Raw genomic sequence first — 16250 nt, forward strand, 5'->3', positions numbered from 1 at the left:
TCGGCGAAGTGACGGCATCAGAGGCGAACGCGGCGAACGCTCCGGCACCACTCATGACGCACCGGCAGATCCTGCTGGTGATCTTCGGACTGATGTCCGCCATGTTCCTCTCGGCCCTCGACCAGACGATCGTCGGCACCTCGATGCGCACGATCGCCGACGACCTCGGCGGGCTCGACCTGCAGGCGTGGGTGACGACGGCCTACCTGATCACCGCGACGATCACGACGCCGATCTACGGCAAGCTCAGCGACCTGTTCGGGCGGCGCCCGCTGTTCCTCTTCGCGATCGGCATCTTCCTGCTGGGCTCGCTGCTGTCGGGCATGTCGCAGACCATGTACCAGCTCGCGGCGTTCCGGGCGCTGCAGGGCATCGGCGCGGGCGGGCTCATGGCGCTGCCGCTCGCGATCATGGGCGACATCCTCGCGCCCCGCGAACGTGCGAAGTACCAGGGCTACTTCCTCGCCGTGTTCGGCGTCTCGAGCGTCATCGGCCCGTTGATCGGCGGGCTGCTCTCGGGCACCGAGGAGATCCTCTTCGTCGCCGGCTGGCGGTGGGTGTTCCTCGTGAACATCCCGGTGGGCATCGTCGCGCTGTTCATGGTCGTGCGGTTCCTGCACATCCCGCGGTTCAGGACGCCAGGGAAGGTGCGCATCGACTGGTGGGGCGCGACCTTCGTGATCGTCGCGCTCGTGCCGTTGCTGATCGTGGCCGAGCAGGGCACCGAATGGGGCTGGGACTCGGTCGCCGCGATCGCCTGCTACGTCGTGGGCGCCATCGGCATCGTGGCGTTCATCCTCGTCGAGATCGCGATGAAGCAGGACGCGCTGCTGCCGATGAGGCTCTTCCGCATCCCGACGTTCTCGGTCATCGCGGGCCTGGGCCTGCTCGTCGGCTTCGCGATGTTCGGCGCGATGATGACGATCCCGCTGTACCTGCAGCTCGTCGAGGGCGCCACGCCGGCCGAGAGCGGACTGCTCATGCTGCCGTTGATCCTCGGCCTCATGGTCTCGTCGATCGCGAGCGGGCAGATCATCGCCCGCACGGGCAGGTACCGGGTCTTCCCCATCCTCGGAACCGCGTTCCTCGCCTTGGGCTACCTCTGGCTCACGAATCTCTCGGCCGACCAGGGCATCTGGTTCATCATGGTCGGCATGGCCGTTCTCGGTCTCGGCCTCGGCCAGCTCATGCAGACCCTCACGATCGCGAGCCAGAACGCCGTGACCGCGCGCGACATGGGCGTCGCGACGAGTTCGTCGACGTTCTTCCGCCAGATCGGCGGCACGCTCGGCACGGCCGTGTTCTTCTCGCTGCTGTTCTCACGGCTCGGCGAGACGCTCACGGCGGCCTTCGCCGACCCCGACATCATCGGACCGCTGACCGAGGCAACCCAGGACCCTGCGGTTCAGGCCGACCCCGCGAACGCCGACATCCTGGCGCTGCTGAGCACGCAGGACCCGGCGCAGATCGGCAACGCGCTCGACACCGACAGCTCGTTCCTCGTCGGCGCCGACCCGCGGCTCGCCGAACCGTTCCTCGTGGGGTTCAACGACGCGACGGTCTCGGTCTACTGGCTCGGGTTCGTCGTCGCCGTGCTCGCATTCGTCGTCGCCTGGTTCGTGCCGGCCCTGCCGCTGCGCCAGGTCTCGGCCATGCAGGAGGAGGCCGACGCGAGCGCGGTCGAGGCGGCGACGGCCGCGCAGATCGGCATCGCCACCGAGCTCGACGAGGCCGAGGCGTTGACGGATGCCGAAGCCGATCGCCGTGCGAAGGTGGGCGCGTTGGGCGTCGAACCCGAGATCGACGAGGTCGCGCTCAGAGCCGCGCAGCTCTCCGGCTCGCTGATCGAGCCGACGACGACCGGAACGCTGCACGCCATCGAGGACGACGACCTGCCGAAGCGCGGTCGCTGAGCGGTTGCCGCGCGGTCGGCCTCAGGCCGAGGCGCGGCGCACGAGGTGCGTCGGCATGATGTTGCGGCGGGGGACGTCGGTCTCGCCGGCGAGGTGCCGCAGCAGCAGGTCGGCCATCTCGAAGCCCATCTGCTCGGAGGGCTGGTTGACCGTGGTCAGGGGGATGGCCGACGAGGTCGCGGCGGGGCTGTCGTCGAATCCGACGACGGCGACGTCGCCGGGCACCGATCGACCGCGCTCGCGCAGCACCGAGAGGGCGCCGGTGGCCATGATGTCGCTCGCGACGAAGATGCCGTCGAGGTCGGGCACCCGGTCGAGGAGGCGCCGGGTGGCGGCGACGGCGCCGGCGGCCGTGAAGTCGGCGGTCTCGACGGCGTCGATCGGCAGGCCCGCGGCGCCCATGGCGCGGCGGTAGCCGTCGAGGCGGTCGACGCTCGCGGGCATGTCGAGCGGGCCGGTCACCGTGCCGATGCGCTTTCGCCCGACGTCGATCAGGTGCTGCGTGCCGACCGCGCCGCCCTCGACGTTGTCGACGTCGACGAAGAAGTGGTCGCCGGGCTGCGACGGACGCCCGCCGTAGACGAGCGGAAGGAGCATGCCGGCCTCCTGCTGGAGGTCGTCGCCCTCGTGGTGCGAGATCACGAGCGCGCCGTCGACGACCCCGGAGCGCAGGTATCGCACGGTCTTGTGACCGGGATCGGTCGAGGCGACGAGCAGGTTGAGCAGGTACTCGCTCTCGTCGAGTCGGCGGGTGATGCCCTGCACGATGGCGGCGAAGTAGGGGTCGCCGAAGAAGAACGCGGTGTCTTCGGGGACGATCAGTGCGATCGCGCCCGAGGTGCGGCTGGCCAGCGACCGTGCGGCGCGGTTCGGCACGTAGTTCAGCTTGGCGATCGCGGCGTTCACTGCGGTCAGGACGTCGGGGCTGACCTTGGGCGAGCCGTTCACGACGCGGCTCACGGTCGCGCGCGAGACGTTCGCCTCGCGTGCGACCTCTTCGAGGGTCGGCGCGGCGGGTCGGGTCTTGATGTCGTCACCCCCCTGCATTCGGTCAGTCTATGTGCGCGTCGACGGCCCCGCGCCCAACGATGTCGGGCGGTGGAGCACCGTTCGTTCAGGCGTGGAGCCGTCGACGGATGCCGCGGTGCGGCGGTGTCGGTGCGGCGGCGTCAGTTCGCCGGTGCCGCGTCGCTCGCCGGGAGCGCCCGGTTCGCGATGATCTCGGTGTAGGAGAGCGCGCTGTCCTTCAACGTGCGCTCCTGGGTGTCGTAGTCGACGCGGACGAGGCCGAAGCGCTTGTCGTAGCCCCACGCCCACTCGTAGTTGTCGAGGAGCGACCAGTAGAAGTAGCCGTGCACCGGAACGCCGTCGTCGACCGCGTCGAGGATCGCGCCGAGGTGGCCGGCGAGGAACTCGACCCGGCCCGCGTCGTGCACGGCGCCGTCGGGGGTGAGGACGTCGTCGTAGGCGGCACCGTTCTCGGTGACGTAGAGGCGCACGCCCGCGGCATCCGCGTATTCCTCGTGGACCCGGACCAGCAGGCGTCGCAGGCCGTCGGGCTCGACCTCCCAGTCCATCGCCGTGGTCGGGAGGCCCTGGGGGTGCCAGTGCACGTTCTCGGCGGCGGGGAACGGCGAACGCGTCTTGCGGTCGGTGGGCGCGGAGCCCTCGAGCACGGTCGCGGGTGCGTGGCCGCTGACGTACTCGCCGTGGTAGTAGTTCACGCCGAGGGTGTCGATGGGCGTCGAGATGATCTCGAGGTCGCCCGGCTTCACCACGGCGTCGAGCCCGAGCGGGCCGAGGTCCTCGATCAGGTCGGCCGAGTACTCGCCGCGGAAGATCGGGTCGAGGAAGAACCGGTTGAACTGGCCGTCGATGCGACGTGCGGCGTCGACGTCGGCAGGGTCGGTCGGGTCGACCGCGTGCACGGGCGCGAGGTTCAGCGTGATGCCGAGCTCGAGCTTCGGGTCGCGCTCGCGCAGCGCCTGCACGGCGAGGCCGTGGGCGAGCATGAGGTGGTGGCCTGCCGCGATGCCGTCGGGCACGGACTGGCGCCCGGGCGCGTGCGCGCCGCCCGTGTAGCTGAGGAACGACGAGCACCACGGCTCGTTGAGCGTGGTCCAGACGTCGACCCGGTCGCCGAGCGCGTCGTGCACCGAGAGCGCGTAGTCGCGGAAGAGCTCGGCGGTGTCGCGGTTGGCCCAGCCGCCCTTCTCCTCGAGAGCCTGCGGAAGGTCCCAGTGGTAGAGCGTGAGCCACGGCTTGATGCCGGCGCCGAGCAGTTCGTCGACGAGGCGCGAGTAGAAGTCGAGGCCCTCGGGGTTGACCGCCCCGCCGTCGGGACGCACGCGCGCCCAGGAGGTCGAGAAGCGGTAGGTCTGCAGGCCGATGCGCTTCATGAGCGCGACGTCGTCGACGTAGCGGTGGTAGTGGTCGCAGGCGACGTCGCCGTTGTCGCCGTTGATGACGGCGCCGGGCACGCGGCTGAACGCGTCCCAGATGGAGTCCTTGCGGCCGCCCTCGTGGGCGGCGCCCTCGATCTGGTAGGCGGCGGTGGCCGCGCCGAACAGGAAGTCGGCGGGGAAGGGGCGGGGCGCCGCGAAGGCGGCTGCAGCGTCGTTCACGCTGGTGTCCTCTCGGAGTTCGATGGTCATCCCTTCACGGCTCCTGCCATGATGCCGCTGACGAGCTGCTTGCCCGCGAAGACGAAGAGGATGAGCAGGGGAATGGTCGACAGCAGCACGCCGGCGAGCACGATCGAGTAGTCGACGAAGTGGTTCGACTGCAGGAGCGAGAGCGCGACGGGCAGCGTGGGGTCGCTGCGGTCCAGCACGATGAACGGCCAGAAGAAGTTGTTCCACGCGGTCACGAACGTGAAGAGGCCGAGCATGGCCGCCGCGGGGCGCGCGGCCGGCAGGCCGACCGTGAGGAACGTGCGGAACGAGTTCGCGCCGTCGACGCGGGCCGCCTCGAGCAGCTCGTCGGGCACGGACTGCTGGATGTACTGCGTCATCCAGAACACGCCGAACGCGGTGACGAGCGCAGGGATGATGATCGCGCCGATGTTGCCGGTCCAGCCGAGGTCGGCGAACAGGATGTACAGCGGCACGACGCCGAGCTGCATCGGAACGGCCATGGTTGCGACGACGAAGATCAGCAGCCACTTGCCGCCCTTGAACTTGAGCTTCGCGAACGCCCAGCCGGCGAGGGTCGAGAAGAACACGACCGAGAGCGCGATGAGGGCCGAGCTGTAGATCGAGTTCCAGAGCGCGCGCCAGAAGTTGACGGCGGGGTCGTTGACGACGGTGAGGGCGTTCTCGATGAAGTTGCCGCCCGGCAGCCACGACATGTTCGGGTCGCGGATGGTGCCGGCATCGCCCGAGCCGATGAGGAGCGACCAGTAGTACGGGAAGAGCGCCGATCCCAGCACGACGGCGAGGGCCGTGTAGACGAACCATCCGGGGCGCGAGCCGCGGACGGGCCGCGACCGCAGGCGACGCTTGGGGTCCTTCGCGTCGACGGTCACCGCCGTGACGGTGTTCAGGCTGGTGGTGGCCTGGGTGGCGGGTTCCGTGGCGGTCATCGTGCCACCTCCGTGGTCTTGTCGTTGGTGTCGGATGTCGCGGCTCCGGTCGAGGTCGAGCCGAAGTCGTCGCGCACGGTGCCGCCGACGCGGTGCTCGAGCTCGGTGCGGGCGGCGATGGCCGCGGCGCGGCGGTCGCGCCTCGAGCGTCCGTCGCGGGAGCCCTCGTCGCGCACGAGCCGGTTGGTCACGAGCATGTTGACGACGCCGATGGCGAGGATGATGAGGAAGAGGATCCAGGCCAGCGCCGCGGCCCGGCCGAAGTTCCACTGGCCCCATCCGATGTCGTACAGGTAGAGCGAGATGGTGAGCCACTGCGAGTTGGCGCCGCCGGTGCCGAACTGGTCGTACATGCGCGGCTCGTCGAAGATCTGCAGGCCGCCGATGGTCGACGTGATGATGACGAAGATCAGGGTCGGACGCAGGCTCGGCAGGGTGATCGCCGTGAACTGCCGGAATTTGTTGGCTCCGTCGATGGCGGCGGCCTCGTAGTAGTCGCGCGGGATGGCCTGCATGGCCGCGAGCAGGATGAGCGTGTTGTAGCCGGTCCAGCGGAAGTTCACCATCGTGGCGATCGCGATGTGGCTCGCGAACGCGTTGCTGTGCCACATGACCGGGGGAAGGCCGATGTTGCCGAGCAGCGTGTTGATGAGGCCGTACTTGTCGCCGAACATGTTGCTGAAGATGAGGGCGACGGCGACGGGGGCCATGACGTAGGGCAGCAGCACGCCCATGCGCCAGAAGGTCTTGGCACGGATGTTCTGGTCGAGCATCGTCGCGATGAAGACCGCGAGGATCAGCTGGGGGACGCTCGAGAGCAGGAAGATGCTGAACGTGTTGCGCAGGGCGATCCAGAACTTCGGCTGCGTGAGCACGTAGACGTACTGGTCGAACCCGATGAAGGTGCCGCTGTTGCGCACCAGGTCCCAGTCCATGAAGGAGATCACCGCGGTGTACGCGATGGGGAAGAGCCCGGTGATCGCGAACAGGATGAAGAAGGGGGAGATGTAGAGGTAGGGGGAGAGCTTGAGGTCCCACTTGCTGAGCTTGTGCCCGAAGGCGATGCGGCGGGGAGTGCGCTCGGTGCGGTCGGGCCGTGCCTGCTGAGGGCTCGGGGCGGACGGCGGAGCCGTTTTTGTCGAGGTCACGGTCGTTCCTTCGTGGTCTGGTGCCGGTCGTGCGAGGTGCGAGGTGGCGAGAGCGTGGCGGGCCGGGACGAACCCGACCCGCCACGTGAGAGGTCGGCTAGGTCAGCCGATCGCCTCGACCTCGGAGACCCACTGGTCCCACGAAGCCTTCTTGTCCTGCGTGCCGTCTTCGACGCGCGTGAGGGCCTGCTGCATGGCGTCGTTCACCTGGAAGTAGAACGGGCCCTTGAAGGGAGCGACGGTGATGGCGTTGGCGCGGTCCGTGAGGATCTGGCCGACCGGAGCGTTGTTGAAGTACTCGTTGGTCGAGCCGAGGAGCGTGTCGGAGGTGAGGGCCTCGTTCTGGCTCGGGAAGGTGCCGGCGTTCTCGAACGCCTTGACCTGCTGCTCGGGAGCGGTCAGCCAGTCGGCGAGCTTCTGCGCCTCTTCGACGTTCGCGCCGTTCGCGGGGACGGTCAGGTACGAGCCGCCCCAGTTGCCGCCGCCGTTCGGGAACGTGTTGGCGATGTCCCATCCGGTGACGTCTTCAGCGTTGCCCGAGATGACGCCGAGCATCCAGCCGGGGCAGAGCATGGTCGCGAACGCGCCGTTCGAGAGACCGGCGAACCAGTCGTCGCTCCACTGGCCGAGGTGAGCCGACTGCGTCGCGCTGGCGTCGAGCACCTGGTTGTAGAGGTCCTCGACCTCGGGGTTGGTGGTCGCGGTGATGTCGCCCGAGTCGGGGTCCTCGTACGCGGCCTCGACCTGGTTGATCATGCCCTGGTAGGTGCCGCCGGCCGAGTCGAAGAACGCGGAGCCGGTCGCTGCGGTGTACTGCGCGCCGACCTCGAAGTACTTGGCCCAGTCGCCGTCGAGGAGCTTGGCGACCTCGTCGCGGTCGGTCGGGAGGCCGGCAGCTGCGAACAGGTCGGAGCGGTAGCAGACGCCCTCGGGGCCGATGTCGGTGCCGTAGCCGATGAGGTTGCCGTCGGCGTCGGTCGCTGCGGCGGTCTTCCAGTCGAGCCAGCGGTCCTTCAGGTCGGCGGGAACGGGTGCGAGCAGGTCGGAGTACTGCATGACCTCGGGCAGCCAGTCGACCTCGATGGCCTCGACGTCGGCGAGGCCCTTCTTGCCGAGCTTCTGGAAGTAGTTGGCGCGGGCGTCGTTCGACGTCGCGGCGACGTTCTGCACGACCTTCACGTTCGGGTTCGCGTCCATGTACTCCTGGAGGAGTTCGTCGGTGTAGCCGAAGTCGTTGAACGTCGCGACCGTCAGTTCGACCTGGCCGCCGTCGCTGCCCGAGTCGGACGACGGCGCGCAGCCGGCGGCGATGATGGCGATGGATGCGGCGCCTGCGACGGCTGCGATCGCCCTGGTGCGTCGTGAAAGCTTCACGGTCACTCCTTTGTGTGCGTGTGATGGGGTTACGGAATGGTCACGTGAGGACGCGCACACCCACTGGGTGAGAGCGCTCTCACGATGCAGCCATGACTCTACGAGAGCGCTCTCACGAAAGTCAATGAGAGCGCTCTCACCGTGGGTGTTCGTTACCGAAGCGTGACCTTCGCGTCGCTCGACCCCGGGCTCGGCCGCACCCCGGCGTAGAATCGCACGATGTCTGCAGACGAGTTCGACCACCCGTCCGAGGGCGTGCAGCGACGACGACTGACGGTCGCCGGAATCCTGAGCCTCGTGCTCGTCGCCATCGCCGCGGTCGTCGTGGGTGCCGTGGCCGGCTCCGCGCAGGGCGCGACATCCGGCTCGCACTCGACCGGCGGCAGCGCGACCGGCGGTGCGACCGACGGCGCGAGCGACGGCGCGACCGCGACAGCTCGCCCGGCCCCGTCCGAGGCCGTCGCACCCGCCGCGGTCGACACGTTCGACAAGACGGCCAGGTCGATCGACGACCCGGCGAGCATCTGGGTCGTGGTCAACAAGCTGCGCCCGCTGAACCCGCAGGACTTCGAGCCCGACGACCTCGTCGCGGTGCCGGTCGCCCACACGTGGGAGCCGCTCATGCGCCAGGAGGCGTCCGACGCGACCGTCGCCATGTTCCAGGCCGCGGCCGACGAGGCCGGCCTGTACCTCGCGTCGAACAGTGCGTTCCGCAGCTACTCGACGCAGGTCGACCTCTACGGCGACGGCGATGACCCGACGACCGCGCCGCCCGGGGCGAGCGAGCATCAGACCGGACTGGCCATCGACATCGGGGCCGAGAACGGGTGCACGTTCGAATGCCTCGAAGACAGCCCTGAGGGCGAGTGGCTGCGCGCCAACGCCTACCGGTTCGGCTTTCTGCTGCGCTACCCGGCCGACAAGGTCGACGTCACGGGCTACCCGCACGAGGCCTGGCACTACCGCTACATCGGCGTCGAGCTCGCGACCGAGATGCACGACACCGGCTTCACGACCCTCGAGGAGTTCTTCGGGCTCCCTCCGGTGCCGCTGGGCACGTGATGCCCACGTGAGCGTGCCGAGCGCACGATGAGCGAGCCGAGCGCACGATGAGCGAGCGGATGCCGCGTGCGGCCGCCGCCGGCACGCGTCACCCGCGTCGCGGGCTCGCCCTCTCGGTGCTCATCGCGAACCAGCTGCTCGCCGGCATCGGCGTCGCGACGGGCATGGCGCTCGCGGCGATCCTCGTGGCCGACCTCACGGGCGTCGTGGCGATGGGCGGTCTCGCGCAGTCGGCGAGCGTGCTCGGCGCGGCGATCGTCGCGATCCCGCTCGCCCGCCTCGCGGTGCGTTCCGGGCGTCACGTGGCCCTCGCCGTCGGCTACGGGCTCGCGGCGGTCGGCGCCGTGCTCGTCATCGCGGCGGCGTCGAGCGGCTGGGCCCCGCTCGTGTTCCTCGGGCTGGCCGCGTTCGGCGCGGGGGCCGCGGCAGGCCTGCAGGCGCGGTTCGCGGCGACCGAGGTGGCGGCGCCCGGCTTCGAGGCGCGGTCGATGTCGCTCGTGCTCTGGGCGACGACGATCGGCTCGGTCGCCGGTCCGCTGCTCTCCGAGACGGGCGACCGGGTGGGCGCGGCGTTCGGGCTCCCGCCCCTCGTCGGACCCTTCGCGTTCTCGGCGGTCGCGTTCGCGACGTCGACCCTGCTCGTGGCGACGCTGCTGCGCATGCCGCGTGCGGGCGTGCTCGAGACCGACGCGGTGCCGGATGCCGAGGGCGGGCCGCTCGACCCGGCGTCGCCCGATGCCGGGCCGGCCTCGGCCGGTGCCGCCGGAGCCGGAGCCGGGTCCGAGCCCGGGGGAGACCCCGCCCGCGAGCCGAGGCCCGTCGGCTCGTTCGCCGCGCTGCGCGAGGCCTCGCGCCGGCCTCGTTCGTTGTTCGCGATCCTCGCGATCGTGTGCTCGCACACCGTGATGGTCGGGGTCATGGTCATGACGCCGATCCACATGACCCAGCACGGCATGTCGCTGAACCTCGTCGGGATCGTGCTCAGCATCCACATCCTCGGCATGTACGGCGCGAGCCCGCTCATGGGCTGGCTCGTCGACCGGGTCGGCTCGGTGCGGGTCGTGCTGCTCGGAGCGGCGATCCTCGTCGTGGCGGCGGTCATCGGCATCCTCGCGCCGGGCGACGACGTGCTGTTCGTGCCGCTCGCGCTCGGTCTGCTCGGCCTCGGGTGGTCGGCCGGCATGATCGGCGGGTCGACGCTGCTCACGACATCGGTCGATTCGCGGTTGCGGGTTCCCCTCCAGGGGGCGACGGATGCCGCGATGAACGTCGCGGCCGCGGCATCCGCAGCACTTTCGGGGTTGGTGCTGGGCGCCTTCGGATTCGCGGGCGTCAACATGGTCGCGTTGCTCGTGCTGGTGCCGCTCGCGGTGGTCGGGTTGCGGATGGCGACGTCGCGTCGCGCCGCACCCGTTTGAATGCGTTCTCATAGGTCTCCCAGCGTTCGAGAGGGATCCTCACAAATTCGCGTGTTGGGCTGAAGGCCCCCCGAACAACGACGTGCTGGTGGAAGTCCCCCTCCCCGAACGACGACCCGAAACATCACGGTTTGCTGAAATCCTCCGATCTGCCCATCCTTCGCCGCGCCACATTCCGAGCCCCCTCGGCCACGCCCGACCCGCAGGACGCTCCGTCGTACCCGCTGCCCGAGGCTGACGCCTCCGTCGAGGCCGACCGCTCGATCGAGGCCGAGGCCGAGGCCTCTGCGCCCGTCGTGCCCGAGCCGCTCGGCGTGCTCGAGCTCGAGCCGGCCGACGTCGCGGCCGATGCGAGCGAGCCGGCAGACGTGAACGAGACCGACGACGAGGCCTCGGCGGCATCGCGGTCCCGTCTGCCGCGACACCGTGCAGACCGCATCCGCAACCGTCGCGGCCGCACGTCGCCCGTGTCGAAGGGCGCCGTGATCAAGCGCACGGCCGCGCTCGGCTCCGCCGCCGCCTTCATGGGCCTCAGCGCGTTCGGCGCGCTCGTGCCCGCCGAGGCGGAGTCCTCGACCGCGGCGTCGGAGTCCGCGACGCACGAGGCCGTCGACACGGTCGACGCCGCGGCGCTCGACTCGATCGCGCCGGCCGCCGAGGTCGACCTCTCCCCGAAGATCACGAGCGGCCTCTCGACGGCGAGCGCCCCGTTCACCGGCGGCACGCAGATCACGCTCACCGGCCACTCGCTCGACGAGGTCGCCGCGGTGACCGTCGGCGACACGCCCGCGACGATCGTCGCCGCTGACGAGTCCTCGCTCACGTTCCAGGTTCCCGCCGTCGCCGAGACCGCCAAGGGCGCCGCGGTGCAGGTGAGCGTCGTCGACGCGGCAGGCGCCCCGGTCGAAGCGGTCAAGACCGAGGCCCCGATCTCGTCGACCGCGTCGCTCATCACGGCGCTCGAGCCCGCGGCGCTGCAGGCCGAGGCGGCCGTCGAGCAGCCCATCGACCTCACGTTCACGTTCACGAGCGACCCCGGCATCGACGCCCAGCTGAACTACGTGCTCGCGCACTGGAACAACTACAACACCGCCCAGTACCCGGTGCTCTCGGGCGTCGACTGCGCGAACTTCGCGAGCCAGTCGCTCGCGGCCCGCGGCTTCGCCATGGACGGCGGCTGGTACTTCGACGGCGCGACCGGCGCCATGTCGCCCAGCTGGGCGAGCTCGACGGCCCTCCGCGACTACCTGCTGACGCAGACCACCCGTGCGACCTACCTCGACGACTCGCAGCGCTGGGCCGTCAAGGTGGGCGACATCGCCCAGTTCGACTGGGACGACTCGGGCGACCGCGATCACACCGCGGTCGTCACGCGCGTCGAGCACACCGACGCGGGCACGAAGATCTGGGTCGGCGGCCACACGAAAGACGCCGACTACTGGGACGTCGACGAGGCGCTCGCCTCGGGCGGCGGTTCGGTGACGTACTTCTCCATCCACTGATCCGGATGCCGCGCGCAGGCGCAGAACGCCCGGTCGAGCTCAGCTCGACCGGGCGTTCGTCGTTCACCGACTGATCAACCGAGCGCCGAGTCGACGACGCGCTTGGCCTCCTCCTGCACCTGCGCGAGGTGCTCGGCGCCGAGGAACGACTCGGCGTAGATCTTGTACACGTCTTCGGTGCCGCTGGGGCGCGCCGCGAACCAGGCGTCGGCGGTCTCGACCTTGACGCCGCCGATGGCCGCATCGTTGCCCGGCGCGTGCGAGAGCTTCGCGGTGATCGGCTGGCCGGCGAGCTCGGTCGCGGCGATGGCGTCGCCGGTGAGCTTGCCGAGGGCGGCCTTCTGCGCGGGGGTGGCCGCGGCATCCTTGCGCTCGTAGGCGGGGTCGCCGAAGCGCTCGACGAGTTCGGCGTAGAGCACGGACGGCGACTTGCCGGTCACCGCGCGGATCTCCGACGCGAGCAGGCACAGCAGGATGCCGTCCTTGTCGGTGGTCCAGACGGTGCCGTCGAAGCGCAGGAACGACGCGCCCGCGCTCTCTTCGCCGCCGAAGCCGACCGACCCGTCGACGAGTCCGGGCACGAACCACTTGAACCCGACCGGCACCTCCCAGAGCCGGCGGCCGAGCGCCGCGGCGACCCGGTCGATCATCGAGCTCGACACGAGGGTCTTGCCGATCGCGGCATCGGCCCGCCATTCGGGACGGTGCGCGAACAGGTACTCGATCGCGACCGCGAGGTAGTGGTTGGGGTTCATCAGGCCGCCGTCGGGCGTGACGATGCCGTGCCGGTCGGCGTCGGCGTCATTGCCCGTGAGGATGTCGAAGCTGCTGCCGTGCTCGAGCACCGAAGCCATGGCGCTCGGCGACGACGGGTCCATGCGGATCTTGCCGTCCCAGTCGAGCGTCATGAACCCCCAGGCGGGGTCGACGCGCTCGTTGACGACCGTGAGGTCGAGCCCGTACGTGTCGCGTATAGCCGCCCAGTAGTTGACCGACGCACCGCCGAGCGGGTCGGCGCCGATCTTGACGCCCGCCTTGCGGATGGCGTCGAAGTCGATGATGTTCGCGAGGTCGGCGACGTAGGCCGTGCGGAAGTCGTAGGTCTCGACGGCGCTCGGCTCGGCCTGCTTCACCTCGCGCAGCCCGTCGGCGATGAGATCGTTGGCCCGGTTCGCGATCCACGACGTGGCGTCGGAGTCGGCGGGGCCGCCGTGCGGCGGGTTGTACTTGAAGCCGCCGTCCTGCGGCGGGTTGTGGCTCGGCGTGATGACGATGCCGTCGGCCTCGCCCTCGGCGCGCTTCGCGGGGTCGTTGTTCCACGAGAGGATCGCGTGCGAGAGCGCCGGCGTCGGCACGTAGTCGTCGTACTGGTCGACGAGCACGCGCACGCGGTTGCCGACGAGCACGTCGAGCGCGGTCGTCTGCGCGGGGGCGCTCAGCGCGTGGGTGTCGGAGCCGATGAACAGCGGCCCGGTGATGCCCTGCGCCGCGCGGTACTCGACGATCGCCTGCGTGATCGCGAGGATGTGGTGCTCGTTGAAGCTCGTCGTGAACGAGGAGCCACGATGCCCCGAGGTGCCGAACGCGACGCGCTGCTTGGGCACCGAGGCATCGGGTGCGAGTTCGTAGTACGCCCTGACGAGCGCTTCGACGTCGATGAGGTCGGACTCGGTGGCCGGGGTTCCCGCGCGTTCATGCATGCTCCCAGTCTGGCGCGCCCGCGCTCCCGCCGCACCCCGCATCACGTCCGGAGACGGGGCGGATCCGACCGGCGTGTCCAGCCGGGCGCGTTCGGACGGCCGGGCCGGGACGGCCGCGATCAGACCAGTGCGTGCAGTGCCGTCGCGACCGAGAAGATCGCCAGGCCCGCGAGGGCGCCGACCACGGTTCCGTTGATGCGGATGAACTGCAGGTCCCGCCCGACCTGGAGCTCGAGCTTGCGCGTGGTCTCGGCGGGGTCCCAGCGCTCGACGGTCTCGGTGATGACGCCGGCGATCTCGTGCCGGTAGGTGCGCACGACGTAGGCCGCGGCATCCGTCACCCAGGTGTCGACCTTCGCGGCCAGCGTCTCGTCGGCGACGAGCCGGGTGCCCACGTCGACGATCGCCGAGCTGAGGCTCGCGCGGAGCTCGCTCTCGGGGTCGGCCAGCGAGTCGTCGAGCGCGGCCTTCACGGCGGTCCAGGCCTCGCCCGCGAACTCGCGCACGCGAGGGCTCTCGAGCAGGTCGTTCTTGATGCCCTCGACGCGTGCGATCGTCTCGGGGTCGTGCTGGAGCGCGTCGGCGAGGTCGGCGAGGTAGCGGTCGATCGCCTCGCGGAGCGGATGCCGCGGGTCGTCGCGCACGGCGTGCACGAAGCCGCGCACCTCGCGGGCTGCGCGATCGTCGACGAGGCGGTCGACGAATCCGGGCATCCAACGGGGGAGGCGGTCGGAGACCATGCTGCCGAAGGCCTCGGGGTGCGCGTCGAGCCACTCCTCGGCCTTGACGAGCAGGGCGTCGACGGCCGCCCGCTGCTGGTCGGCCGCGACGAGCCGCGCGCCCACGCGGCCGACCGACGGCGCCCACTCGGGCTCGAAGAGGTGCTTGCGCGCGAGGCGCTCGATGACGTCCTCCACGTCGTCGTCGCCCAGCAGCTCGAGCACGCCGCGCGCGGCGACGGATGCCTCGGACGTCAGCCGTTCGGCGTTGGCGGGCTCGGCGAGCCACCCGCCGAGGCGACGCGAGATGCCGATCGAGCGCAGCTTGCCGACGACGACCTCGTCGGAGAGGAACTCGTCCTCGACGAAGGCGCCGAGCGTCGCGCCGATCTCGTTCTTGCGCGTCGGGATGATCGCCGTGTGGGGGATGGGCAGGCCGAGCGGGTGGCGGAACAGTGCCGTGACCGCGAACCAGTCCGCGATCGCGCCGACCATCGCGCCCTCGGCCGCGGCGCGCACGTACGCGAGCCAGGGCACCTCGTCCTGCAGGGCGAACGCCACGGCGAACACGACCGCCGAGGCGATGAGCAGGCCGGTCGCGAGGCGCTTCATGCTGCGGAGCGCGGCCTGCCGCTCGGCGTCGGTCGGCACCGTGCGGGTGGCGCGTGCGGTGTCGCCGACCGGGTCGGGCGTCTCGAGGGTCGTGGTCATCGCGTCCTCCTCACGGTTCGCGCGTCGCGGACGGTCTCGACGCTAGCCCCTCGGGCTGCGACCTGTCCCTCGGCGCGCGCCCGCTGGTTAGGCTGGCAGCATGACGGATGCCGCACCCCACCGCCCGGAGGACACCTACTCCTACCTGGGGCCGGCCGGCACGTTCACCGAGGCCGCGCTCAAGCAGGTGCCCGAGGCGGCCGGCAAGACCTGGCGCTCGGTCAACAACGTCGGCGAGGCGCTGGCAGACGTCACGAGCGGCCGCTCGATCGCCGCGGTCATCGCGATCGAGAACTCGATCGAGGGCGGCGTCTCGGCCACCCAAGACGCGCTCGCGACCGTGCCGGGGCTGCGCATCATCGGCGAGTACCTCGTGCCCGTGAACTTCGTGCTCGTCGCACGGCACGGCACGGCGCTGGCCGACGTGCGCACCGTCAACGCGCACCCGGTCGCCTACGCGCAGTCGCGCGGCTGGCTCGAGCGGCACCTGCCCGAGCACGGGCACATCCCCGCGTCGAGCAACGTGCAGTCCGCCGCCTCGCTCTTCGAGCCCGACAACACGGCCGACGCCGCGGTCGCCCCGCCCGGCATCACCGATCACCACGACGTCACGGTGCTCGCTCGCGACATCGGCGACAACCCCAACGCCGTGACCCGGTTCGTGCTCGTGTCGCGTTCGCGCGCGCTGCCCGAGCCCACCGGCGCCGACAAGACGAGCCTGATCGTCGAGCTGCCGAGCGACGAGCCCGGCGCCCTGCTCGCGATGCTCGAGCAGTTCTCGACGCGAGGCGTGAACCTCTCGCTGCTCGAGTCGCGGCCCATCGGCGACGCCCTCGGCCGCTACCGCTTCGTCGTCGACCTCGACGGCCACGTCGCCGACGAGCGCGTGGCCGACGCGCTCCTCGGCCTTCGACGCACGAGCCCGAACGTGATCTTCCTCGGGTCGTACCCGCGCGCCGACCAGCGCGAGATCGAGTACCACGCGAAGTACGATGACGAGATCTTCATCGAGGCGCGCGATTGGCTGCGCGGCCTGCTGAGCGGCGAACCCGACTGACGCAGAGCCCGAGCGACGCGACGATCGACCGGCACGGGCGGCACTGAGACCGAAGGACACGCG

At 70.4% G+C, this 16250-nt stretch carries 12 protein-coding genes; 5 read left to right on the forward strand and 7 right to left on the reverse strand.

What is annotated here, in order from left to right:
• The first annotated feature begins 53 nt into the window (after nt 1-53).
• Nucleotides 54-1913, forward strand: a complete 1860-nt coding sequence (locus GQR16_RS15395; RefSeq protein ID WP_157416170.1) for an MDR family MFS transporter — start codon at nt 54-56, stop codon at nt 1911-1913.
• A 21-nt stretch (nt 1914-1934) separates the two neighbouring features.
• Here the strand turns inward: GQR16_RS15395 and GQR16_RS15400 are convergent, their stop codons facing one another.
• From GQR16_RS15400 to GQR16_RS15420, 5 genes are all read right to left on the reverse strand, one after another.
• The gene (locus GQR16_RS15400; RefSeq protein ID WP_157416048.1) at nt 1935-2960 is read right to left on the reverse strand and encodes a LacI family DNA-binding transcriptional regulator; all 1026 of its coding nucleotides are present in this window, start codon (nt 2958-2960) and stop codon (nt 1935-1937) included.
• Between the two features lie 122 nt (nt 2961-3082).
• Nucleotides 3083-4567, reverse strand: coding sequence for a GH1 family beta-glucosidase (locus GQR16_RS15405; protein ID WP_157416049.1), 1485 nt, complete (start codon nt 4565-4567; stop codon nt 3083-3085).
• Nucleotides 4564-5496 carry a carbohydrate ABC transporter permease gene (locus GQR16_RS15410; protein ID WP_157416050.1) on the reverse strand — a complete coding sequence of 311 codons (933 nt, stop codon included), beginning with the start codon at nt 5494-5496 and terminating at the stop codon, nt 4564-4566. Before GQR16_RS15410 ends, GQR16_RS15405 begins: the two co-directional genes overlap by 4 nt.
• Complete coding sequence (locus GQR16_RS15415; protein ID WP_157416051.1) at nt 5493-6644, reverse strand: carbohydrate ABC transporter permease; 1152 nt, start codon at nt 6642-6644, stop codon at nt 5493-5495. Before GQR16_RS15415 ends, GQR16_RS15410 begins: the two co-directional genes overlap by 4 nt.
• A gap of 102 nt (nt 6645-6746) precedes the next feature.
• Nucleotides 6747-8018: an ABC transporter substrate-binding protein gene (locus tag GQR16_RS15420; protein WP_211373543.1), complete on the reverse strand. Its 1272-nt coding sequence runs from the start codon at nt 8016-8018 to the stop codon at nt 6747-6749.
• 219 nt (nt 8019-8237) lie between these two features.
• On the opposite strand from GQR16_RS15420, the gene GQR16_RS15425 reads away from it, so the two are divergent.
• The 3 genes from GQR16_RS15425 (at nt 8238) to GQR16_RS15435 (ending at nt 12000) form a co-directional block, all read left to right on the forward strand.
• Nucleotides 8238-9080, forward strand: a complete 843-nt coding sequence (locus tag GQR16_RS15425) for a M15 family metallopeptidase (protein ID WP_157416052.1) — start codon at nt 8238-8240, stop codon at nt 9078-9080.
• A 47-nt stretch (nt 9081-9127) separates the two neighbouring features.
• On the forward strand, nt 9128-10498 hold the full coding sequence (locus GQR16_RS15430) for an MFS transporter (protein WP_157416053.1): 1371 nt from the start codon (nt 9128-9130) through the stop codon (nt 10496-10498).
• 131 nt (nt 10499-10629) lie between these two features.
• A complete protein-coding gene (locus GQR16_RS15435) occupies nt 10630-12000 on the forward strand; it encodes an amidase domain-containing protein (protein ID WP_157416054.1) in 1371 nt (456 codons plus the stop codon).
• 74 nt (nt 12001-12074) lie between these two features.
• Here the strand turns inward: GQR16_RS15435 and pgm are convergent, their stop codons facing one another.
• Nucleotides 12075-13700 (reverse strand): phosphoglucomutase (alpha-D-glucose-1,6-bisphosphate-dependent), encoded by a 1626-nt coding sequence (pgm, locus tag GQR16_RS15440; RefSeq protein WP_157416055.1) that lies wholly within the window; start codon nt 13698-13700, stop codon nt 12075-12077.
• Nucleotides 13701-13819: 119 nt separating this feature from the next.
• On the reverse strand, nt 13820-15130 hold the full coding sequence (locus GQR16_RS15445) for a DUF445 domain-containing protein (protein ID WP_211373544.1): 1311 nt from the start codon (nt 15128-15130) through the stop codon (nt 13820-13822).
• A 100-nt stretch (nt 15131-15230) separates the two neighbouring features.
• Between GQR16_RS15445 and pheA the strand changes: the two genes are divergently transcribed.
• The gene (gene pheA / locus GQR16_RS15450; RefSeq protein ID WP_157416056.1) at nt 15231-16187 is read left to right on the forward strand and encodes a prephenate dehydratase; all 957 of its coding nucleotides are present in this window, start codon (nt 15231-15233) and stop codon (nt 16185-16187) included.
• Nucleotides 16188-16250 lie beyond the last annotated feature (63 nt).

Origin of the sequence: Agromyces allii, assembly GCF_009749385.1 — a bacterium.
GTDB classification, from domain to species: domain Bacteria; phylum Actinomycetota; class Actinomycetes; order Actinomycetales; family Microbacteriaceae; genus Agromyces; species Agromyces allii.